Origin of the sequence: Vogesella alkaliphila (assembly GCF_014652475.1) — a bacterium.
GTDB lineage: Bacteria > Pseudomonadota > Gammaproteobacteria > Burkholderiales > Chromobacteriaceae > Vogesella > Vogesella alkaliphila.
In genome coordinates, this window is record NZ_BMYW01000001.1 from 497,036 (window position 1) to 518,165 (window position 21,130).

19 protein-coding genes are annotated in these 21,130 nt (G+C 66.4%); 5 read left to right on the forward strand and 14 right to left on the reverse strand.

What is annotated here, in order from left to right; genetic code table 11:
* Positions 1-23: 23 nt before the first annotated feature.
* On the forward strand, positions 24-674 hold the full coding sequence (locus IE100_RS02350) for a trimeric intracellular cation channel family protein (protein WP_189372539.1): 651 nt from the start codon (positions 24-26) through the stop codon (positions 672-674).
* Positions 674-1,279, forward strand: coding sequence for a CoA pyrophosphatase (locus IE100_RS02355; RefSeq protein WP_189372540.1), 606 nt, complete (start codon positions 674-676; stop codon positions 1,277-1,279). The genes IE100_RS02350 and IE100_RS02355 overlap by 1 nt, the downstream gene beginning before the upstream one ends.
* A gap of 73 nt (positions 1,280-1,352) precedes the next feature.
* Here the strand turns inward: IE100_RS02355 and IE100_RS02360 are convergent, their stop codons facing one another.
* From IE100_RS02360 to IE100_RS02390, 7 genes are all read right to left on the reverse strand, one after another.
* The gene (locus IE100_RS02360) at positions 1,353-3,044 is read right to left on the reverse strand and encodes a DEAD/DEAH box helicase (RefSeq protein WP_189372541.1); all 1,692 of its coding nucleotides are present in this window, start codon (positions 3,042-3,044) and stop codon (positions 1,353-1,355) included.
* Positions 3,045-3,291: 247 nt separating this feature from the next.
* A complete protein-coding gene (mmsB, locus tag IE100_RS02365; RefSeq protein ID WP_189372542.1) occupies positions 3,292-4,176 on the reverse strand; it encodes a 3-hydroxyisobutyrate dehydrogenase in 885 nt (294 codons plus the stop codon).
* A 22-nt stretch (positions 4,177-4,198) separates the two neighbouring features.
* Positions 4,199-5,326, reverse strand: coding sequence for an enoyl-CoA hydratase/isomerase family protein (locus IE100_RS02370; RefSeq protein WP_189372543.1), 1,128 nt, complete (start codon positions 5,324-5,326; stop codon positions 4,199-4,201).
* Between the two features lie 57 nt (positions 5,327-5,383).
* Entirely contained in the window at positions 5,384-6,163 is a 780-nt protein-coding gene (locus tag IE100_RS02375) for an enoyl-CoA hydratase (RefSeq protein WP_189372544.1), read from the reverse strand.
* A gap of 149 nt (positions 6,164-6,312) precedes the next feature.
* Positions 6,313-7,473: an acyl-CoA dehydrogenase family protein gene (locus tag IE100_RS02380; RefSeq protein ID WP_189372545.1), complete on the reverse strand. Its 1,161-nt coding sequence runs from the start codon at positions 7,471-7,473 to the stop codon at positions 6,313-6,315.
* 109 nt (positions 7,474-7,582) lie between these two features.
* Complete coding sequence (locus tag IE100_RS02385) at positions 7,583-9,082, reverse strand: CoA-acylating methylmalonate-semialdehyde dehydrogenase (protein WP_189372546.1); 1,500 nt, start codon at positions 9,080-9,082, stop codon at positions 7,583-7,585.
* Positions 9,083-9,330: 248 nt separating this feature from the next.
* Positions 9,331-10,566: a phenylacetate--CoA ligase family protein gene (locus IE100_RS02390; protein ID WP_189372547.1), complete on the reverse strand. Its 1,236-nt coding sequence runs from the start codon at positions 10,564-10,566 to the stop codon at positions 9,331-9,333.
* Here IE100_RS02390 and IE100_RS02395 point away from each other — a divergent pair.
* Positions 10,565-10,774, forward strand: a complete 210-nt coding sequence (locus tag IE100_RS02395) for a hypothetical protein (RefSeq protein WP_189372548.1) — start codon at positions 10,565-10,567, stop codon at positions 10,772-10,774. The two genes, IE100_RS02390 and IE100_RS02395, sit on opposite strands and share 2 nt — an antisense overlap.
* A gap of 21 nt (positions 10,775-10,795) precedes the next feature.
* Here the strand turns inward: IE100_RS02395 and IE100_RS02400 are convergent, their stop codons facing one another.
* The 7 genes from IE100_RS02400 to IE100_RS02430 form a co-directional block, all read right to left on the reverse strand.
* A complete protein-coding gene (locus IE100_RS02400; RefSeq protein ID WP_189372549.1) occupies positions 10,796-11,614 on the reverse strand; it encodes an ABC transporter ATP-binding protein in 819 nt (272 codons plus the stop codon).
* 102 nt (positions 11,615-11,716) lie between these two features.
* Positions 11,717-13,024: an ABC transporter substrate-binding protein gene (locus tag IE100_RS02405; protein WP_189372550.1), complete on the reverse strand. Its 1,308-nt coding sequence runs from the start codon at positions 13,022-13,024 to the stop codon at positions 11,717-11,719.
* A 99-nt stretch (positions 13,025-13,123) separates the two neighbouring features.
* Positions 13,124-14,188 carry a branched-chain amino acid ABC transporter permease gene (locus tag IE100_RS02410; protein WP_189372551.1) on the reverse strand — a complete coding sequence of 355 codons (1,065 nt, stop codon included), beginning with the start codon at positions 14,186-14,188 and terminating at the stop codon, positions 13,124-13,126.
* A gap of 3 nt (positions 14,189-14,191) precedes the next feature.
* Positions 14,192-15,079, reverse strand: a complete 888-nt coding sequence (locus tag IE100_RS02415; RefSeq protein WP_189372552.1) for a branched-chain amino acid ABC transporter permease — start codon at positions 15,077-15,079, stop codon at positions 14,192-14,194.
* Between the two features lie 205 nt (positions 15,080-15,284).
* Positions 15,285-16,073: an ABC transporter ATP-binding protein gene (locus tag IE100_RS02420; protein ID WP_047965980.1), complete on the reverse strand. Its 789-nt coding sequence runs from the start codon at positions 16,071-16,073 to the stop codon at positions 15,285-15,287.
* Positions 16,070-18,052: an AMP-binding protein gene (locus IE100_RS02425; protein WP_189372553.1), complete on the reverse strand. Its 1,983-nt coding sequence runs from the start codon at positions 18,050-18,052 to the stop codon at positions 16,070-16,072. Before IE100_RS02425 ends, IE100_RS02420 begins: the two co-directional genes overlap by 4 nt.
* A gap of 305 nt (positions 18,053-18,357) precedes the next feature.
* Entirely contained in the window at positions 18,358-19,206 is an 849-nt protein-coding gene (locus IE100_RS02430; RefSeq protein WP_189372554.1) for a 3-hydroxybutyryl-CoA dehydrogenase, read from the reverse strand.
* Positions 19,207-19,418: 212 nt separating this feature from the next.
* Here IE100_RS02430 and IE100_RS02435 point away from each other — a divergent pair, with 212 nt between their 5' ends.
* Together IE100_RS02435 and IE100_RS02440 are read left to right on the forward strand one after the other, a co-directional pair.
* A complete protein-coding gene (locus IE100_RS02435; RefSeq protein ID WP_189352731.1) occupies positions 19,419-19,826 on the forward strand; it encodes a MerR family transcriptional regulator in 408 nt (135 codons plus the stop codon).
* Positions 19,827-19,935: 109 nt separating this feature from the next.
* The gene (locus IE100_RS02440) at positions 19,936-21,123 is read left to right on the forward strand and encodes an acetyl-CoA C-acyltransferase (protein WP_444545880.1); all 1,188 of its coding nucleotides are present in this window, start codon (positions 19,936-19,938) and stop codon (positions 21,121-21,123) included.
* The last annotated feature ends 7 nt before the right edge of the window (positions 21,124-21,130 follow it).

Genomic DNA, 21,130 nt, shown 5'->3' on the forward strand with positions numbered 1-21,130 from the left:
TTTTTCTTTGCAGAAGCGAAATAATGAACTGGATGGATTTACTGCTGGATCTGGACGGCTACTCGATCATCGGCACGGTGGCGTTTGCGGTCTCCGGCTACCTGCTGGGCGTGCGCAAGCACCTCGACCTGCTGGGCGTGGTGATCGTCACGCTGCTGACCGCAATCGGTGGCGGCATCATCCGCGACATGCTGGTTGGCCGCATGCCGATGGTGTTCCTCGATAACACCAACCTGGTGGTGATCGCGCTGACCGTGCTGCTGGCGTGGCTGGTGCGGCTGCACAAGCGCGAGAACGAGGTGCTGACCACGCTGTTCATCATCGCCGACTCCATCGGTCTGGTGGCGTTCAGCCTGGCCGGGGCCAAGCTGGGGGTGGAGTTCCACCTCAATGCCTTCGGCGTGATCCTGCTCGGTTTCGTCACCGCGGTCGGGGGCGGCATCGTGCGCGACATGATGGTCAACGACGTGCCGTTCATCCTGCACAAGGATTTCTACGGCACGGTGTCTATCGTGGTGGCGGCGCTGCTGTTCGTGCTCAGCCGCTTCGGCTGGGACCATCTGCTGGCGGTGCAACTGGTATTCGTCGCCGGCGTGGCGTTGCGCCTGCTGGCGCACTGGGGCGAGCTGTCGCTGCCCAAGCTGGCAACGCAGCGGAAAGGACGGGATAACTGATGTGGCCTGCCGAATTCGAGCGTGCCCACGCGTGGTTTGCCGAGGCGCTGGCGCAGATGCCGGTGGCGGCGGACGACGAGGGGCTGTTGCCGCGGCCGCAGGCGCGCAGCCAGGCGGCGGTATTGCTGGCCATCGTCTGGCAGCAGGATGAGCCCAGCGTGTTGCTGACGCGGCGTACCGCACACCTGCGCAGTCATGGCGGCCAGATCAGCCTGCCCGGCGGCAAGCTGGAGCCGCAGGACGAGGATGCGGCCAGCGCCGCCTTGCGCGAGGCGGAGGAGGAGGTCGGCCTGCCGCCGGCGCTGGTGCAGCTGGCCGGGGTGATGCCGCCCTACGTCACCATTACCGGTTACGAGGTGACGCCGGTGCTGGGCCTGCTGGCGCAGCCGTTCCAGCCGGTGCCGGCGCCGGACGAGGTCGACGAGGTGTTCTTCGTGCCGCTGGCGCACCTGATGGATGTCGCCGCCTACCAGCGCCACGTAGTGCAGCGCGACGGCTTCAGCGGTCACTACTACGCGATCAGTTACGGCGACTACTTCATCTGGGGCGCCACGGCGGCGATGTTGCGGCGGCTGGCGCTACACCTGGCGGCGTGGTCGCGCTGAGGCTGTCGACCGTCGAGAAACGAAAAAAACCACCGCAATGCGGTGGTTTTTTGTTTGCGGCCAACCTTGGCGCTTAGCGCTTCGGCGGGCTGAACAGCGCCGAGGTCTGGCGCGGCTTGCCGCTGCCGCCCTGGCGTGGCTTGCCGTTGCCACCGTTGCGCGGCTGGCCGCCTGCCGGCTTGCGCAGCGGGGCGTCGTCGGTCGGCGAAATACCCAGCGCGTGCAGCGTCAGCGTTGGCTGGCGCGGGCCGTCGTCGTGGAAGTAGTTGCCGTTCGGTTCCTGCTGCGGATTGCGCTTGGGCGCGTTGTTGCGCGGCTCGTTGCGACGCGGCTCGGCCTGCGGCTGGCGCGGCTTGCCGGCTGCCGGCTTGGCGCTGCCGTTGGCTGCTTTGGCGGCGGCGGGCTTGCCGTTGCTGCGGGCGGCGTCATCGCGCGGCTCGTTGCGGCGGCCGTTGCTGTCGCCCTGGCGCGGTTTGCCTTGTGCCGCCGGCTGGCGGCGCTGGTTGTTGCCAGCGCTGCCTTCGCGGCGCTTGCTGCTGCCTTTCGGCGGCGTGGCGGTCGGGGTCAGCGCGCCGTGGATGTAGCGGCCAAGGCCGATTTCGATGGCCTGCGGCGTTTCGTTGGGGTTGGCCTCGAAGCCGGGCACGGTGAAGCGGTCCACGGTCTGCTTGGTCAGCTTTTCGATGTCGCGCAGGAAGCCCAGCTCGTCGACGCAAACCAGCGAGATCGCCTCGCCGACACAGCCGGCGCGGCCGGTACGGCCGATGCGGTGCACGTAGTCTTCCGGCACGTTCGGCAGCTCGTAGTTGACCACGTGCGGCAGTTCTTCGATGTCCAGGCCGCGGGCGGCGATGTCGGTGGCAACCAGGACCGGCAGGCTGCCGTCCTTGAAGCCGGCCAGCGCCTTGGTGCGCGCGCCCTGGCTCTTGTTGCCGTGGATCGCCATAGAGGCGATGCCGGCTTTTTCCAGCTTCTCGGCCAGGCGGTTGGCGCCGTGCTTGGTGCGGGTGAACACCAGTACCTGGTGCCAGTCGCCGCCTTTGATCATCTCGATCAGCAGCTCGGTCTTGCGGTCGCGGTCGACCAGATGCACCTTCTGGGTGATCTGGGCGTTGGTCTGGTTTGGACGCGCCACTTCCACCAGCTTGGGCTGGTTCAGCAGCTTGTCGGCCAGGGTCTTGATCTCGCTGGAGAAGGTGGCCGAGAACAGCAGCGTCTGGCGCTCCTTCGGCAGCAGGGCCAGCACTTTCTTGATGTCGTGGATGAAGCCCATGTCCAGCATGCGGTCGGCTTCGTCCAGCACCAGGATCTCGACGCCGGACAGGTCGACGGTCTTCTGACCGGCGTGGTCCAGCAGGCGGCCCGGTGTCGCCACCAGGATGTCGACCGGCTTCTTCAGCTGGGCGATCTGCGGATTGATGCCGACGCCGCCGAACATCACCATCGATTTCAACGGCAGGTATTTGCCGTACTCGCGTACGGATTCTTCTACCTGGGCGGCCAGTTCGCGGGTCGGGGTCAGCACCAGTGCGCGCGGACGGCCTTTCTGCTTGGACGGCTGGTCCATCAGGCGGTGCAGCAGCGGCAGGGTGAAGCCGGCGGTCTTACCGGTACCGGTCTGCGCGGCGGCCAGCAGGTCGCCGCCTTGCAATACTTGAGGAATGGCCTGCGCCTGGATAGGGGTAGGCTGGGTGTAGCCGGTATCGGCTACGGCACGCAACAGTGGCTCGGCAAGGCCCAGGGCGGCAAAAGTCAGTTCGGACATTTATTGTGCAATCAGGATGTCTGCCCATTGCAAAGACAATACCAATCCGGGCGGACAAAAATAGTGTTTTCAATGGAGGACCCGGCGGGAGAGTGCGGGTCTGAAGAAAAGGTCGCGGTGATTGGTGGCACGCGATTCGCTAGTGTACTCCGATTGCCGCCGTTGTGCAGCGAATCATTGACAATAAATTGCCGGTATGCGGCCGGGATGGGGTGGGGTGCTGCATTGCAACACCCCGTCCGGCACCCTAGTGGCGGAAGTGGTTCACGATGCTGGAGAAGTCCAGCTTGCCGTTGCCCTCGGCGACGTGGCTTTCGTACAGGTTGCGCGCCAGCGCGCCCAGCGGGTTGGCGGCGTGGCTTTGCAGCGCGGTTTCCTCGGCGAGGCCGAGATCCTTCAGCATCAGCTCCGACATGAAGCCGCCGCTGTAGCCGCGGCTGGCCGGACTGTTCTCCATCACCCCCGGCCACGGGTTGTACAGCTCCAGCGCCCAGTTGCGGCCGGAGCTTTTGCTCATGATCTCGGACAGCACCGCCGGATCGAGGCCGTTTTTCACGCCCAGCGCCAGCGCCTCGGCGGTGCCGGCCATCAGGATGCCGAGCAGCATGTTGTTGCACACCTTGGCGGTTTGGCCGGCGCCGATGTCGCCGGCGTGGAAGATGTTCTTGCCCATCGCCGCCAGCAGCGGCCGTGCTGCCTCAACGTTGGCCGCATCGCCGCCGACCATGAAGGTGAGGGTGCCGGCGGCGGCGCCGGCGGTGCCGCCGGATACCGGCGCGTCGAGAAAGCGCAGGCCGGCGTCGCTGGCGGCACGGCCGACGCCGCGCGCGGTGTGCGCGGCGATGGTGCTGCAATCGAGCACCAGCGTACCGGCGGGCAGGCGCGCGATCAGGCCGTCGTCACCGAGGTAGAGCCCCTCGACATGGCGCCCGGCCGGCAGCATCGAGATCACCGCGTCGGCGCCCTGTATCGCCTCGGCGACGCTGGCGGCCGCCTTGCCGCCATTTTCGCTGAAGTGTTGCAGCGCCTCGGCGGATAGGTCGACCCCGCTGACGCTGAAGCCGGCGCGCACCAGATTGATGGCCATTGGGCCGCCCATGTTGCCCAGGCCGATAAAGGCTATGTGTTGCATGTGTTGCTCCTCTTCTCGAGTGTCAGTGCAGGGCGGCCAGCGGGTGATCCTGCTCGCGCCACGGCGAGCGGAAGTGCTGCGCCACCCAGGGTTGGTCAACCGCGGCCAGCGTCGGGCGCGACCACTGCGGGTTGCGGTCCTTGTCGACCAGCAGCGCGCGCACGCCTTCGCGGAAGTCCGGCGCGGCGCAGAAATTCAGCGACAGCACCAGCTCCATGCGCAGCGCCTCGGCCAGCGACAGGTGTCTGGCGCGGCGGAAAACCTCCCAGGTGACGGCGGCGCTGCTCGGGCTGCCGGCGGCGTAGCTCCTGGCGGCCGCGGCCAGCCACGCGTCCTCGAAGGCGGTGTGGCGCAGCGCCTGGTCCACCGCCGCCAGCGAGCCCTTGTTCATCAGCTGGTGGATCAGCGGCAGGCAGCGCGAAACATTGCTGTCGGCCAGTGTGTCGCCGTTGCCGGCCTCCAGCTCGCCCAGCAGCGCGGTGAGCTGGCCATGGTTGGCTGTGCTGTCGGCGTGCCAGCCGCTGGCGGTCAGGGTGGCCAGCAGCTGCGGCCAGCCGTCCTGCGGCAGGATGTGGTCGGCGAGATTGCACAGCAGCGCGTCGCGCGCGTTCAGCGGCGCGCCGGTGAGGCCGAGGAACAGGCCGGCCCTGGCCGGCATCCGTTGCAGGAACCAGCTGCCGGCGACGTCGGGATACAGGCCGATGCTGATCTCCGGCATCGCGATGCGGGTGCTGGCGGTGGCGACGCGGTGGCTGGCGCCGGCCATCAGGCCGAGGCCACCGCCCATCACGATGCCGCTGCCCCACAACAGGATGGGCTTGGCGTAGGTGTGGATGCGGTAATCCAGCGTGTATTCGGCGGTGAAGAACGCCTCGGCCTGCGGATTGGGCCACCGCTGCTCGGGGTCACCCACCAGCGCGTCGCGCAGCGCGCGCACGTCGCCGCCGGCGCAGAAGGCCTTGTCGCCGGCACCGCGCAGCAGCACGGCAGCGATGCCGTCATCCTGAGCCCAGATCGACAGCCGCGCGTCGAGCAGGCGGATCATGTCGCCGTTGAGCGCGTTGAGCGCCTTTTCCGCGTTCAGTGTGGCCACACCGAGGCGGTGGCCGCTGGCGGTAACGATTTCTTCAAACAGTACGACGTCGTTCATGCTGCTCCCTTACTTGGGCTGGTCACGCTGCCAGCGTGGTGTTCGTGCCTGGCGCGGTTAGCGGTTTTGCCACTGTGGTGTGCGCTTCTGCAGGAAGGCCTGCACCCCTTCGCGCTGGTCTTCCGTATCGAACAGCTTGATGAACAGTTCGCGCTCGTGGATCAGGTTGGCCGCAGGCGGCGCGTGGCGCGCGGCCTGGACCAGCGTCTTGCAGGCGGTGACGGAGCAGGGCGACTGGCGGCCAACCTTTTCCGCCAGCGCCAGCGCCGCGTCGCGGGCGGCACCTTTCGATACCACCTCTTCCACCAGTCCGATGCGCAGCGCGGTGGCGGCGTCGACGCGCTCGCCGCACAGGATCATGCGCTTGGCCCAGCCTTCACCGACCAGGTGCGGCAGGTTCTGCGTGCCGCCGGCGCAGGGCAGCAGGCCGACGGCGGCTTCCGGCAACGCCATCTGCACCTGTTCCTCGGCGATGCGGATGTCGCAGGCCAGCGCGCACTCCAGCCCGCCGCCCATCGCGTAGCCGTTGATGGCGGCGATGCTGACGCCGCGGAACGCGGACAGCGCCTCGAACGCCTCGCCGAACAGGATGGTCATGCTGGCGGCGACGCCCTTGTCGCCGTCGGCGAACAGCTTGAGGTCGGCGCCGGCGGAGAAGAACTTCTCGCCTTCACCGGTAATCACCAGCGCGTAGATGTCGCGGTCGGCGTTGAGGTCGGCTACCAGCCGCTTCAGCGCCTGCAGGCTGTCGTAGGTCCAGGTGTTGGCCGGCGGGTTGGCGAGGGTGACGAGGGCGGTGTGGCCGATTTTTTCGAGGTTCAGGTTGGTGTAGTGCATGTTAAAAAATCCTTTGTTTTTGCCACGGAAGCACACGGAAAGACACGGAATTCTCTTGCCAAGAAACCCCACGAAAAGAGAGCGGTCAGCTGGAGCCGCTGTTTTCTTCCGTGTTTTCCGTGTACGTCCGTGGCGAATCAGTATTTCGATCAGCGCAGCGTGTCCAGCGCGCCGTCCTGCAACAGGCGGCGGGCGATGATCACGCGCATGATTTCGTTGGTGCCTTCCAGTATCTGGTGCACGCGGTTGTCGCGCACGTAGCGCTCCAGCGGGTACTCCTTGATGTAACCGTAGCCGCCGAACAGCTGCAGCGCCTCGTTGGCGACCTTGAAGCCGGTATCGGTGGCGAAGCGTTTCGCCATCGCGCAGTAGGCGCTGGCGTCCGCGCTGGCGTTGTCCAGCTTCCAGGCGGCGAGGCGCACCATCTGCCGTGCGGCGACCAGTTCGGTGACCATGTCGGCGAGACGGAACTGCACGCTCTGGAATTCGGCCAGCGGCTGGCCGAACTGCTGCCGTTCCTGCACGTAGCGGGTGGCGGCATCCAGCGCCGTCTGCGCGGTGCCGACCGAGCAGGTGGCGATGTTGATGCGGCCGCCGTCCAGCCCCTTCATCGCGAAGCCGAAGCCCTGGCCTTCCTCGCCCAGCAGGTTGGCCGCGGGCACCACCACGTTGTCAAAGGTGATGGCGCGCGTGGGCTGGCTGTTCCAGCCCATCTTCTTTTCCTTCTTGCCGTAGACGATGCCGGGCAGGTCGGCCGGCACCACAAAGGCGGAAATGCCCTTGGGGCCGGCGCCGCCGGTGCGCGCCATTACCACCAGCACGTCGCTGCTGCCGGCGCCGGAGATGAAGGCCTTGCTGCCGTTGAGAATATAGCTGTCACCGTCGCGCTCGGCGCGGGTGCGCAGGTTGGCCGCATCGGAGCCGGCGCCCGGCTCGGTCAGGCAGTAGCTGCCGAGCAGCTCGCCGCTCGCCAGCTGCGGCACCCACTGCGCCGCCACTTCCGGGCGGGCGAAGCTGCCTATCATCCAGCTGACCATGTTGTGGATGGTGAGGTAGGCGGTGGTGGAGGTGCAGCCGCCGGCCAGCGCCTCGAACACGATGGCGGCATCCTGGCGCGTCAGGCCCAGCCCGCCGTACTGCTCCGGCGTGTACAGGCCGCAGAAGCCCATCTCGCCGGCGCGGCGGATGGCGTCCACCGGGAAGATTTCCGCCTCGTCCCAGTGCGCGGCGTGCGGCGCCAGCTCGTTATCGGCGAAGGCGCGCGCGCTGTCACGAAAGGCGATCTGTTCGTCGCTGAGTGCGAAGTCCATGTCTTGTTCCTTTATTCTGCTTCGCCGGCCGCGGCGCTTGTGGCGCCGACTGGCCGGGATGGCCGGGATGGCCGCAGACCCTACTGGGTGGCTGCGGCCAACGTTGCCCTTACTTCAGCTGGATGGTGGTGTGCACCTTGCCGCTGCTGGCGTCGTCGTCGAACCAGCGGCTGGTGACGGTCTTGGTCTGGGTATAGAACAGCACCACCTGCTTACCGTAGGGGCCGAGGTCGCCCAGCTTGGACGCGCGCGAGCCGGTGAACGAGAACAGCGGTACCGGCACCGGGATCGGTACGTTGATGCCGACCTGGCCGACGTCGATCTCCTCCTGGAAGTGGCGCGCCGCGGCACCGCTCTGGGTGAAGATGGCAGTGCCGTTGCCGTTGGGGTTGGCATTGATGATGTCGATGGCCTCGTCGAGGCTGTCGGCGGCCATCAGGCACAGCACCGGGCCGAAGATTTCCTGGTCATAGATCGCCATCCCCGGCTTGACGCCGCTGAAGATGGTGGGGCCGATGAAGTTGCCGTGCTCGAAGCCGGCGACGCTGACGCTGCGACCGTCCAGCTCCAGCGTGGCGCCTTGCTCGACGCCCTTGGCAATCAGCGTGGCAACGCGGTCCTTGGCGGTGCAGGAAATCAGCGGGCCGATGTCGGGATTGCTGTGGCCGGGGCCGACCTGCAGTGTTTTGGCCTTGGTCACCAGATCGGGGATCCACGCTTGCGCGTCGCCGACCAGTACCGCCACCGTCAGCGCCATGCAGCGCTGGCCGGCGGCACCGAAGGCGGCGCCGGTGAGCTGGTTCAGCGCCTGTTCTTTGTTGGCGTCCGGCAGCACGATGGCGTGGTTCTTGGCGCCCATCATGCACTGCACGCGCTTGCCGTTGAGGCTGGCGCGGTTGTAGACGTGGGTGCCGACCTTGCTGGAGCCGACGAAGGAGATCGCCTTGATGTCCGGATGGTCGCAGATCGCGTTCACCACTTCCGGCCCGCCGTGCACCACGTTGAGCACGCCGGGCGGCACGCCGGCCTCCAGCGCCAGCTCGACCAGGCGCATGGTCACCATCGGGTCCTGCTCCGACGGCTTCAGCACGAAGGTGTTGCCGGTGGCGATCGCCATCGGGAACATCCACAGCGGGATCATCGCCGGGAAGTTGAACGGGGTGATGCCGGCGCAGACGCCCAGCGGCTGCATCACGCTGTAGGTGTCGACACCGCCGGCGACGTTCTCGGCGTAGTCGCCCAGCTGCAGGCTGCCGATGTTGGCCGCGTGCTCGACCACTTCCAGGCCGCGGAACACGTCGCCTTCGGCGTCAAGCAGCGTCTTGCCCTGTTCGGCGGTGAGGATGGCGGCCAGCTCCTTCATGTGTTCGCGGATCAGCTGCTGCAGCTTGAGGAAGATGCGGGCGCGGGTGCCGATCGGGGTTTTCTTCCAGCTCTTGAACGCGGCCTTGCCGGCGGCGACGGCGGCGTCCACCTCGGCGGCGGTGGCCATCGGTACCCGGGCCAGCACCTCTTGGGTGGCCGGGTTGATCACGTCACGCCATTCGCTGGTGGTCGATTCGACGAATTCGCCGTTGATCAGCAGCTTGACGGTGGGCAGGTGCGACATGGTGTTTCTCCTTTGCGGGCGGCGGGGCGCGAGCGGCCGTGGTGTTGGATATTTAGTGCACGTTGACGTAAACGTCAATTTAATCTCAATTTAGAGCAAGCGCTTGGTTTTTTTGTGGGCGCATGGCGACAAGGGCAAACCGTGCTGCCAGGCTGTTGCGTGGCGGGTACAGGCGGCGCTTCGTCGTGCCTGTCATCTGTCTCAATAGACCATCGCCGGCGGCGAAAGTGCGGCCGCCGGTGCGGCGTTCAGGCCAGGCTGCGCTCGTCGGCGATGACCTTGCCGTCGGCGGGCAGGCTGCCGGGCGGGCACAGCACCACCTCGCCGCGCAGCTTGCACACCTCGCGCAGGCTGGCGGCAAGGTTGGCCGCAAGGCTGTGGTCGTGCTGGTCGCCGACCTCGGCGTGCAGCGTCATCACGTCGAGCTGCTCGTGCTGCGTCACCACCAGCCGCGCGCGCTGCACCGCCGGGTGGCGCTGCGTCACCGCGTGCACCTGTTCCGGGTGCACGAACATGCCCTTGACCTTGGTGCTCTGGTCGGCGCGGCCGAGCCAGCCCCTGATGCGCTGGTTGCTGCGCCCGCACGGCGACGGGGTGTCGATCAGCGCCGACAGGTCGCCGGTGGCAAAGCGCAGCAGCGGATAGTCGCGGTTGAAGCTGGTGACCACCACCTCGCCGATCTCGCCGGTCGGCACCGGCTCGCCGCTGCCGGGACGCACGATTTCCAGCAGCACGCCCTCGTCGATGACCATGCCCTGGTCCGGCGCGGTTTCGTAGGCGATCAGGCCGAGGTCGGCGGTGGCGTAGCACTGCAGTACGCTGATGCCGCGCGCGGCGAACCAGGCGCGCAGGCTGGCCGGCAGCGCCTCGCCGCTGACCAGCGCCTTGTTGAGACGCGGCAGCGCGACGCCGAGCTGGTCGGCCTTTTCCAGAATCAGCTTCAGGAACGACGGCGTGCCGGTGTAGACGCTGGCGCCGAGATCGCGCAGCGCCGCCACCTGCAGTTCGGTCTGGCCGGGGCCGGCGGGGAACACCGCGCAGCCCAGCGCGCGGGCGCCGGCGTCGAGCATGAAGCCGCCGGGGGTGAAGTGGTAGGAAAAGGCGTTGTGCACCAGTTCGCCGGCACGCACGCCGGCGGCGTACAGCGCGCGGCTGAGACGCCAGAAGTCGTCGCCGTGGCCCTGCGGCTCGTAGATCGGGCCGGGCGAGGCGAACAGCCGCGCCGCCTGCCCCGGCGCCAGCGCGGCGAAGCCGCCGAACGGTGGTGCCGCCTGCTGCGCGGCGATCAGCGCCGACTTGCGCGTCAGCGGCAGGCCGGCCAGTGCCTGCAGGGAGGTGATGGCGGCCGGATCGATGTCGGCCAGCAGCGCGGCGTAGGCGGCGCTGTGCGCCTTGGCGTGGGCAATCTGCGCCGGCAGCGCGGCCAGCTGTGCGGCCAACCTTGCGGCGGGAGCGCGGGTTTCCAGTGCGTCGAGATAGGGCATGAGCGGTATTCCTGTGATGAGCCAGGGGTCGGTTTTCGCTACAAAAGGCAAAGGATTTTTTGCCACAGAACCCACGGAAAACACGGAAGAAAACAAAAACGGTGAATCAAGTCGCAAGCATCGCGAGTGTTTGTCGCGTTCTGCGGGTATCGGGCCTGGTGTTGTTGTCTGTGTTCTTCCGTGGATTCCGTGGCAAAAAGGGTTTTAGCGTCTTGTGTTGGCAAAAACCTCACGCCAGCCAGCGTTTGCGGCGGCGGTAGTGCTTCACCTCGCGGAAGCTCTTGCGGCCTTCGCCGCCGAGGCCGAGGTAGAACTCCTTCACGTCCTCGTTGCTGCGCAGCTCGTCGGCGCTGCCGTCCATCACCACGCGGCCGTTTTCCAGGATGTAGCCGTAGTGGGCGTAGCGCAGCGCGACGCTGGTGTTCTGTTCCGCCAGCAGGAAGCTGACGTTTTCCTGCTGGTTCAGTTCGCGCACGATCTCGAAGATCTCCTCGACGATCTGCGGTGCCAGCCCCATCGACGGCTCGTCGAGCAGGATCATCTTTGGGTCGGCCATCATCGCGCGGCCGATGGCCACCATCTGCTGCTCGCCGCCGCTGGTGTAGCCGGCCTGGCTCTGGCGCCGCGTCTTCAGCCGCGGGAAGTAGTGGTAGATGCGCTCCAGCGCCAGCTTGATCTCGCTGCGGCTGATGGCGCGGGTGTAGGCGCCGGTGAGCAGGTTTTCCTCGACGGTGAGGTGGCCGAAGCAGTGGCGGCCTTCCATCACCTGGATCACGCCCTGTTTCACCAGCTGGTCCGGGGTGCCGTGGTCGATACGCTGGCCGCGGTATTCGATGGTGCCCTTGGTGATGTCGCCGCGCTCGGAGCGCAGCAGGCTGGAGATCGCCTTCAGCGTGGTGCTCTTGCCGGCGCCGTTGGCGCCGAGCAGGGCGACGATCTGGCCTTCCGGCACGTCCAGCGACACGCCCTTGAGCACCAGAATGACGTGGTTGTAGATCACTTCGATGTTGTTGACCGACAGCAGGTAAGGCGTTGCGGTGGCTTGCATGGCGTAGGCTCCGTGAGGGCCGGGGCGGAGCCCCGGCCGGGTCAGCAGTGAGGTCGGCAGGCGCCGGCGCGCGCCGAGACGGCGCGGCCGGTGCCGGCGGCATTACTTCTCGGCCGCGCAGTCACGCAGCTTCATGCTCTTTTCCTGGCTGTACTTGTCGACCGAGGCCTTGATCAGCGGCAGGGTGACGCCGGTGTCGGCCTTGATCCAGCCGGAAACCGGTTTCCAGTCCTTGCCGTCCCACTGCATGAAGCGGGTGTAGCCGCTGCCTTCGTGGTTCTGGCAGCTGGTTTTCACCTGCGGGAACATGTCGGTCACGCCCAGGTCCTGCTGCCGCTTGGCGTCGATGTTGAGGTTTTCCATGCCCCAGCGGATCTGGTCGCCGTTGAGCGTCTTGGCGCCGTATTTCTTCTGCGCGGCGCGGATCGCCTCCACCATCAGGATGCCGCTGACCACGCCGCGGTTGTAGTTGACGGTGCCGATGAAGCCCTTGTCGGACAGGTTGCCCTTGCCGGCGCCGTACACGGTCTTCTCGATGTTCTGGATCAGCGGGAACTGCTTGCCGTCCAGCGCGAAGCTGCCGGCGATATAACCCTTGGCGGCGTCGCCGGCGGCGACGGCGTCCTCTTCCGAGCCGCCCCACCAGTTGGCGACGATGTTTTCACGCGGGAAGCCGACCTTCTGCGCCGATTTCAGCGCCGCCGGCGTCATCACCCCCCAGCTGCGCAGCAGCACGAAGTCGGGACGCGCGCGGCGGATTTCCAGCCACTGCGACTGCTGCTCGGTGCCGGGAGCCGGCACTTCCACGTGCTGCAGTTCGAAGCCGTACTTCTTCGCCATCGCGTCCAGCACCGGGATGGTTTCCTTGCCGTAGGCGGAGCCGTGGTACAGGTTGACGATCTTCTTGCCCTTGAGCTTGTCCATGCCGCCGACGCGCTGGCCGAGGAACTGCACCTTGGCGGTGGCCTGGCTCCAGTAGCTGGTGATCAGCGGGAACACGTACTTGAAGGCGCGGCCGTCCTGCGCATCGGCGCGGCCGAAGCCCATGGTCATCAGCGGAATCTTGTCCTTCTCGGCGCGGTCCATGGTGGCGTAGGTGATGCCGGTGGACATGAAGTTGAACGCCGAGGCACCGCCGTTCTTCGCCTTCAGGCGTTCGTAGCACTCCACGCCGCGGTCGTTCTTGTACTCGGTCTCGCACTCCTCGTAGGTGAGCCTGACGCCGCCGACGCCGCCTTCCTTCAGGTTGACGTAGTTGAGGTAGTCGATCATGCCGCCGTAGAACTTGGCCCCGCCGGAGGCGTAGGCGCCGACACGGTAGCTGGGGATGGGGATGAACTGGTCGGCGGCCTGGGCCACACCGGCAACGGTCAACAGGGCGAGCGATACGGCAACAGCGGATTTCTTCATGGTGATGTCTCCTGGTCTTTCTCTGTTGTGGTGCTGCTTGGGGTCATGCATCGGCTGGCCGCGACCTTGCGGCCAACCTTTAGGTCATTGCCTGGTGCGTCAGTGCGGGAACGGCCACACGCGCAGTTTTTCCTTGGCGATCTGCCACAGCCGGGCGAGGCCGTGCGGCTCGACGATCAGGAAGAAGATGATCAGGCCGCCGAACAGCATCATTTCCAGGTTGGCGAGGAACTGGGTGCTGATCGCGCCGTGGAAGGCCTGGCCGAGCAGGTTCAGGCAGATCGGCAGCAGCACGATGAAGGCGGCGCCGAGGAAGGAGCCGAGGATGCTGCCGACACCGCCGACGATGATCATGAACAGCACCTGGAAGGAGCGGTGCAGGTCGAAGGCCTGCGCGTCGACGGTGCCCAGCAGCACGAAGGCGTACAGTGCGCCGGCCACACCGCAGTAGAACGAGCTGATGGCGAAGGCGAGCAGCTTGGTGCGCAGCATCGGGATGCCGATCACCTCGGCGGCGACGTCCATGTCGCGGATCGCCATCCAGGCGCGGCCGATGCTGGCGCGGGCCATGTTCTTCGCCGCCAGCGCCATCAGCGCCACGATGGACAGCGTCAGCAGGTACTTGCTGGCCGGGGTGTCGATGGCGATGCCGAACACCTGCATCGGTGGCGCCGTGATCACGCCGGAGCTGCTGTAATTGGTGAACCAGCCGAACTTGGTGAACACCCACTCGATGAAGAACTGCGCCGCCAGCGTCGCCACCGCCAGGTAGAAGCCCTTGATGCGCAGGGACGGCAGGCCGAAGGCGACGCCGACCAGCGCCGCCGACAGGCCGCCGAGGAAGATGGCGAGCAGCAGCGGCATGCCCGGCAGGCGCAGCATGAAGTTGTAGGTGGCAAACGCGCCCACCGCCATGAACGCCGCCGAGCCCAGCGACAGCTGCCCGGCGTAGCCGGTGAGGATGTTCAGCCCCAGTGCCGCCAGCGACAGGATCAGGAAGGGGATCAGGATGCCGGACAGCAGGTAGTCGCTGCCCAGCCCCGGCAGCACCACGAAGGCGAGCGCGAGCAGGGCGGCGATGAACAGCCGGTCCTGGGCTATGGTGAGGATGGCGGAATCCGCCGCGTAGGAACTCTTGAACTGACCCGATTCACGGTAGAACATGGTTTACACCCTCTCGATATGTTTTTCGCCGAACAGGCCTTCCGGACGCACCAGCAGGAACAGCAGCGCCAGCATGTAAGGGAACCAGTTCTCGATGCCGCCGCCGACGAACGGCCCCAGGTAGACCTCGGCCAGCTTCTCGCCGGCGCCGATGATCAGGCCGCCGATGATGGCGCCAGGCACCGAGGTGAAGCCGCCGAGGATCAGCACCGGCAGCGCCTTCAGCACCACCAGCGTCAGCGCGAACTGCACGCCGAGGCGCGAGCCCCACAGCAGGCCGGCGACCAGCGCCACGAAACCGGCGACGCCCCACACGATGGCCCAGATGTGCTTCAGCGGAATGCCGACCGACATCGCCGCCTGGTGGTCGTCGGCCACCGCGCGCAGCGCGCGCCCCAGCTTGGTCTTGCTGAAGAACAGCGCGAGCGCCGCCACCAGCGTGCCGCCGACCGCGGCGGCGAACAGGTCGAACTTGGAGATGAACACGCCGCCGACGTCGAACGGCTCGTCGGCGATGCCCAGCTCCAGGCCGTGCACGTCGGTGCCCCACACCATCTGCGCCAGCCCTTCGAGGAAGAAGGACAGGCCGATGGTGGCCATGAACAGCGTGATCGGCGGCTGGTTGACCAGCGGCCGCAGCACCACCCGCTCGATGCCGACGCCGAGCAGCACCATCAGCGCCAGCGTCAGCAGCAGCGCGATCCAGAACGGCACGCCCATCGCCTGGATGGAGACGAAGGACAGCGCGGCAAACAGCACCATCGCGCCCTGCGCAAAGTTGAACACGCCGGAGGCCTTGTAGATCAGCACGAAGCCCAGCGCCACCAGCGAATACATCACGCCGGCGAGCAGACCGCCCACCAGCACCTCAAGGAAAAACTGCCATTCCATGTCTTGCTCCTTGCCTGGCGTTGCGGCCAACGTTGGCCGCAACCGGCGTTAACGGGCACCTCGAAAAACCTGCTGCGCCAGCCGATTGCTGCGTTGCATCGTCCTCGCTCCCTCGCTGTACGCCTTGTACTATCTCGGTCGCTGCGGGCGCTGCGCCTTGCACTCGACGGGCTCGCGACGGTTTTTCGAAGTGCCCTAACGGCGATTAGTGGGAGGTGCCGAGGTAGGCGGCGATCACGTCGGCATTGCCGCGGATCTCGTCCGGGGTGCCGTCGCCGATCTTCTTGCCGTAGTCGAGCACCACCACGCGGTCGGAGATGTCCATCACCACGCCCATGTCGTGCTCGATCAGTACGATGGTGGTGCCGAACTCGTCGTTGACGTCGAGGATGAAGCGGCACATGTCCTGCTTTTCCTCCACGTTCATGCCGGCCATCGGCTCGTCCAAGAGCAGCAGCGTCGGCTCGGCGGCCAGCGCCCGCGCCAGCTCGACGCGCTTTTGCAGGCCGTAGGGCAGGCGCCCGACCGGGGTCTTGCGGATGTGCTGGATCTCGAGGAAGTCGATGATCTTTTCCACCTGTTCGCGGTTGGCGATTTCCTCGCGCTGGGTGCGGCCCCAGTACAGCGCCTGCTGGATGAAGTTGGAACGCATCTTCAGGTTGCGGCCGGTCATGATGTTGTCCAGCACGCTCATGCCCTTGAACAGCGCGATGTTCTGGAAGGTGCGCGCGATGCCCTGGCGCGCCGCCTCGTGCGGCCGCATCTTGCTGCGCGCCTCGCCGCGGTAGATCACGCGGCCCTGCTGCGGGTGGTAGACGCCGTTGATCACGTTCAGCATCGAGCTCTTGCCGGCGCCGTTGGGGCCGATGATGGACAGCACTTCGTGCTCGCGCACTTCCAGGCTGATGTTGGTCAGCGCTTTCACGCCGCCGAAGGACAGCGAGATGGCTTCGGCTTGCAGGATGACGTCGCCGATTTTGCGGTGCGGGTTCATGCGGCCTCCTTGGCGGTGGCGGGGAAGGTTTTGGCGTCGCGGATTTTCACCGTGGCGCGGATGTTGCCGCTGCGGCCGTCCTCGAACTTGACCTGCGCGTCGATGGTGCAGTCGCGCGCGTCGCTGTTGAGGGCGGCGATCAGCGGGGCGTAGCGCTCGGCGATGAACTTGCGGCGCACCTTGCGGGTGCGGGTCAGCTCGCCGTCGTCGGCGTCCAGCTCCTTGTGCAGGATCAGGAAGCGCCGGATCTGGCTGCCGGCCAGCCGCGGGTCGGTGGCGAGGTCGGCGTTCATCTTCTCGATGCACTCGCGGATCAGCTCGTACACCGGCTCCTGGCCGGCGAGATCGGTGTAGCCGGTGTAGGCGAGGCCGCGTTTTTCCGCCCAGTTGCCGACCGCGATCAGGTCGATGTTGATGAAGGCGGTGGCGTAGTCGCAGCCGTCGCCGAAGGCGACCACTTCCTTGATCTGCTGGAAGAATTTCAGCTTGTTTTCCAGGTATTTCGGTGCGAACAGGCTGCCGCCGTTCATGCGGCCAACGTCCTTGGCGCGGTCGATGATCTTGAGGTGGCCGTCCTCGTCGAAGAAGCCGGCGTCGCCGCTGTGCACCCAGCCTTCGCTGTTGCGCGTCTCGGCAGTGGCGTCGTCGCGCTTCCAGTAGCTGTGGAAGGTGCCGGGGCCGCGGAACAGCACCTCGCCGCTGTCGGCGATCTTCACCTCCACCCCCGGTACCGGCACGCCGACGGTGTCCGGCTTGACCTTGTCGTTGGGGTGCACGCACACCATCACGTAGGCCTCGGTCTGGCCGTACAGCTGCTTGATGTTGACGCCGATGGCGCGGTAGAAGTCGAACAGCTCGGGGCCGATGGCCTCGCCGGCGGTGTAGGCGAGCTTCAAGCGGGTGAAGCCGAGCACGTTCTTCACCGGGCCGTAGACCAGCATCTCGCCCAGCTTGTAGCCGACGCGGTCCCAGAAGCCGACCGGCTTGCCCTCCAGGATGGCGGTGCCGACGCGGCGGGCGTGGTCCATGAAGTAGTGGAACATCTTGTACTTGAGGCGGCCGGCGTCCTCCATGCGGATCATCACCTGGGTCAGCAGGTTCTCGTACACGCGCGGCGGGGCGAAGTAGTAGGTCGGCCCGATCTCGCGCATGTCGGTCATCACCGTGTCGCTGGACTCGGGGCAGGACACGCAGAAGCCGGTGACCAGCGATTGCGCGTAGGAGAACAGGTTGTCGCCGACCCACGCCATCGGCAGGTAGGCCAGCACTTCCTCGTGCTCGGTGAGACCCTCAAGGTTGGCCGCATTGCGCGCGGTGATGATCATGCTGTCGTTGGTGTGCAGCACGCCCTTGGGATTGCCGGTGGTGCCGGAGGTGTACAGCATGATGGCCGGATCGCCGCCGCGGCCGAGGTCGACCATGTTCTGGAACAGCTGCGGGTGCTCGTCGTGCTGCACGCGCCCCAAGCCCAGGATTTCGGCGATGTCGTAGAGGCCTGCCTGCTGGTAGTGGCGCAGGCCGCGCGCGTCGTCGTAGACGATGGCCTGCAGCGTCGGCAGGCGGTCGCGGATTTCCAGCAGCTTGTCGACCTGTTCCTGGTCCTCGACCACCGCCATCACCACTTCGGCGTCGGACAGCACGAACACCATCTCCTCGGCCGCCGAGTCCTGGTACAGCGGCACCGGCACGCCGCCCAGACACTGCGCCGCCATGATCGCCATGTACAGGCGCGGGCGGTTGTCGCCGATCACGGCCAGACGGTCGCCGCGCTGGAAGCCCTTGCTGGCAAGGCCGAGGGCGAGGGCGCGCACTTCGGTCGCCACCTCCTGCCAGCTCCAGGTCTGCCAGATGCCGAGGTCTTTCTCACGCATCGCCGGGCGCGCGCCACGTTGCTGGGCGTGGGCCAGCAGCAGCTTGGGGAACGTGTCTGCCGGATAGCCATGCGCGATGGCGGGGCGGACAGTTTCAGGCTTGGCCATTCTCGTGTCTCCTCTTGTGTTTTTTTGGGCGGCAGCAGGCTGCCACGGGTGGTGCGTGGCCCGGAACGGGCGGGGGTGATGCCGGGTAAAATCAGACAGGCTTGTGGCCAGTGGGAATGCGGAAGGCTTGTGGCCTTTGCGTTGACGTAAACGTCAACTTGGTGTGACTAAGCTAAAGCAAGCGCTCGGTTTTATGCAAAGGGTTTTTATGAACGGCGGGTTTACTGCGTTGCGTCATGTTGTGCTTCCGTCACAGCGGCGGGCGCTGCCGTGACGGAAGTATCTGATCTGGCTAGGAAATCGGCTCAGTACTCGTAGAAGCCCTTGCCGGATTTGCGGCCGAGCCGGCCGGCGGCGACCAGCTGCACCAGCAGCGGGCAGGCGCGGTATTTCGAGTCGCGGAACTCGCGGTGCAGGATGTCCATGATGGACAGGCAGGTGTCCAGTCCGATCAGGTCGGCCAGCGCCAGCGGGCCGATCGGGTGGTTCATGCCCAGCTTCATCACGGTGTCGATGTCCTCGGCGGTGGCCAGGTTCTCGTACAGCACGAAGGCCGCCTCGTTGATCATCGGCATCAGCACGCGGTTGGACACGAAGCCGGGGCCGTCCTTCACCGTCACCGGCGTCTTGCCCAGCTGCAGGCTCAGCGCGTGGATGGCGGCGTGGGTGGCGTCGTCGGTTTGCAGTGCGCGGATGATCTCCACCAGCTGCATCACCGGCACCGGGTTCATGAAGTGCATGCCGATCACCCGCTGCGGCTGCGGTACCCAGGCGGCGATGGTGGTCAGCGAGATCGACGAGGTGTTGCTGGCGAGGATGCAATCGGGGCCGACGATGCCGGCCAGCTCGCGGAAGATCTGCTCCTTGATGGCGGCGTTCTCGGTGGCGGCCTCGATCACCAGCTGGCAGTCGGCCAGCGCGGCGAGGCCGGTGCGGCCGTGGATGCGGGCCAGGACCTCGCCGGCGCCGGCTTCGGTCTGCACGCCTTTCTTCACCAGCCGCGCGAGGCTGCTGCCGATGCTGGCGAGGCCGCGCGCCACCGCGGCGTCGCTGACGTCGGCCATCACCACGCTAAAGCCGGCCTGGGCAAAGACCTGGGCGATGCCGTTGCCCATGGTGCCGGCGCCGATCACGCCAATCTGCTTGAATTCCATAGCGGTTCTCCTGTTGGGGTGCACTAAAATTATTTCCAGTTTACGTTAACGTCAACTAAAGTGATAGCAAGGGCACCGGATTGTGGTGCCGGCTGCGCGTTTTGTTGCCGGCGCCGGGCCTTGCCGGATGTCCGGCAAGGGGCCGCCCGTATTACAATTGCGGGTGGCCGACAAGAGCCGAGTATCTGGACAGTTCAAGCAAGGGGGTTGCCGTGGTTGTCTCTGCTGATCGTACATTCAGCATTTCCGAGTTGGCGCAGGAGTTCGACGTCACCACCCGGGCGATCCGGTTTTACGAGGCCGAGGGCCTGCTGACGCCAGAGCGCAAGGGTCAGCGCCGCATCTATTCGCGGCGCGACCGCGTGCGGCTGATGCTGACGCTGCGCGGCAAGCGCATCGGCCTGTCGCTGCAGGAAATCCGTGAGCTGTTCGAGCTGTACGACGCGGCCAACACCGACGAGCCGCAGCTGATGAAATTCGTCGACATCCTGTCGCGGCGCGAGCGGCAGCTGTTGCAGCAGCTGGACGACATCCAGCTGGTGCTGAAGGAAATCGGCCAGCTGCGCGGCCAGTGCGAGCAGTGGATGGAAAAGCGCACCGGCGGTCTGCCCGATCTGTAAGCCGGCGCCGGCCGGTTTTTGTGTTTGTGCCACAGCCGCTGCGATGCGGCTTGTTTTTTGTGGTTAGTTTACGTTAACGTAAACGTATATTTCACCGCAGAGGAACCGGATGATGCAGAACGATGCAATTGTGATTGTCGGAATGGCGCGCACCGCGATGGGCGGTTTCCAGGGCAGCCTGTCCGGCCAGAGCGCCAGCGAGCTGGGCGCGGTGGCGATCCGGGCCGCGGTGGAGCGCGCCGGGGTGGCGCCGGAAGCGGTGGAAGAAGTGATCATGGGTTGCGTGCTGCCGGCCGGCCAGGGCCAGGCCCCGGCGCGCCAGGCGGCGATCAAGGGTGGGCTGGCGCTGGCGGCGGGCGCCACCACCATCAACAAGATGTGCGGCTCCGGCATGAAGGCGCTGATGCTGGCGCACGACCTGCTCAAGGCGGGCAGCAACACGGTGATGGTGGCCGGCGGCATGGAAAGCATGAGCAACGCGCCCTACATCATCCCGAAGGCGCGCGGCGGCCTGCGTCTGGGCCACGGCGAGCTGAAGGATCACATGTTCCTCGACGGGCTGGAAGACGCCTACGACAAGGGCAAGCTGATGGGCGTGTTCGCCGAGCTGTGCGCGGAGAAGTACGGCTTCAGCCGCGCGGCGCAGGACGAGTACGCGATCGCCTCGCTGACCCGTGCCCAGCACGCGATCACCAGCGGCGCGTTCAAGGGCGAGATCGCGGCGGTGACCGTGGTTGGCCGCAAGGGCGAGGAAGTGGTGGCCGAGGACGAGCAGCCGCTGAAGGCCAATCTGGACAAGATTCCGACGCTGAAACCGGCGTTCAAGAAAGATGGCACCGTCACCCCGGCCAACGCCAGTTCCATTTCCGACGGCGCCGCCGCGCTGGTGCTGATGCGCGAGAGCGAAGCTAGCGCCCGCGGCCTGACACCGCTGGCGCGCATCGTGGGCCACAGCACCCACGCGCACGAGCCGGCGTGGTTCTCCACCGCGCCGGTGGGTGCGATGCAGAAGCTGCTGGCCAAGACCGGCTGGACGGTGGACGACGTCGACCTGTTCGAAATCAACGAGGCCTTCGCGGTAGTGACCATGGCGGCGATGCACGACCTGGGCCTGCCGCACGCCAAGGTCAACGTCAACGGCGGCGCCTGCGCGCTGGGGCACCCGATCGGCGCCAGCGGTGCGCGCATCGTGGTGACGCTGATCGCGGCACTGCAGGCGCGTGGTCTCAAGCGCGGCGTCGCCAGCCTGTGCATTGGCGGCGGCGAAGCGACCGCGCTGGCGGTGGAACTGGTGTAAGGGGCGA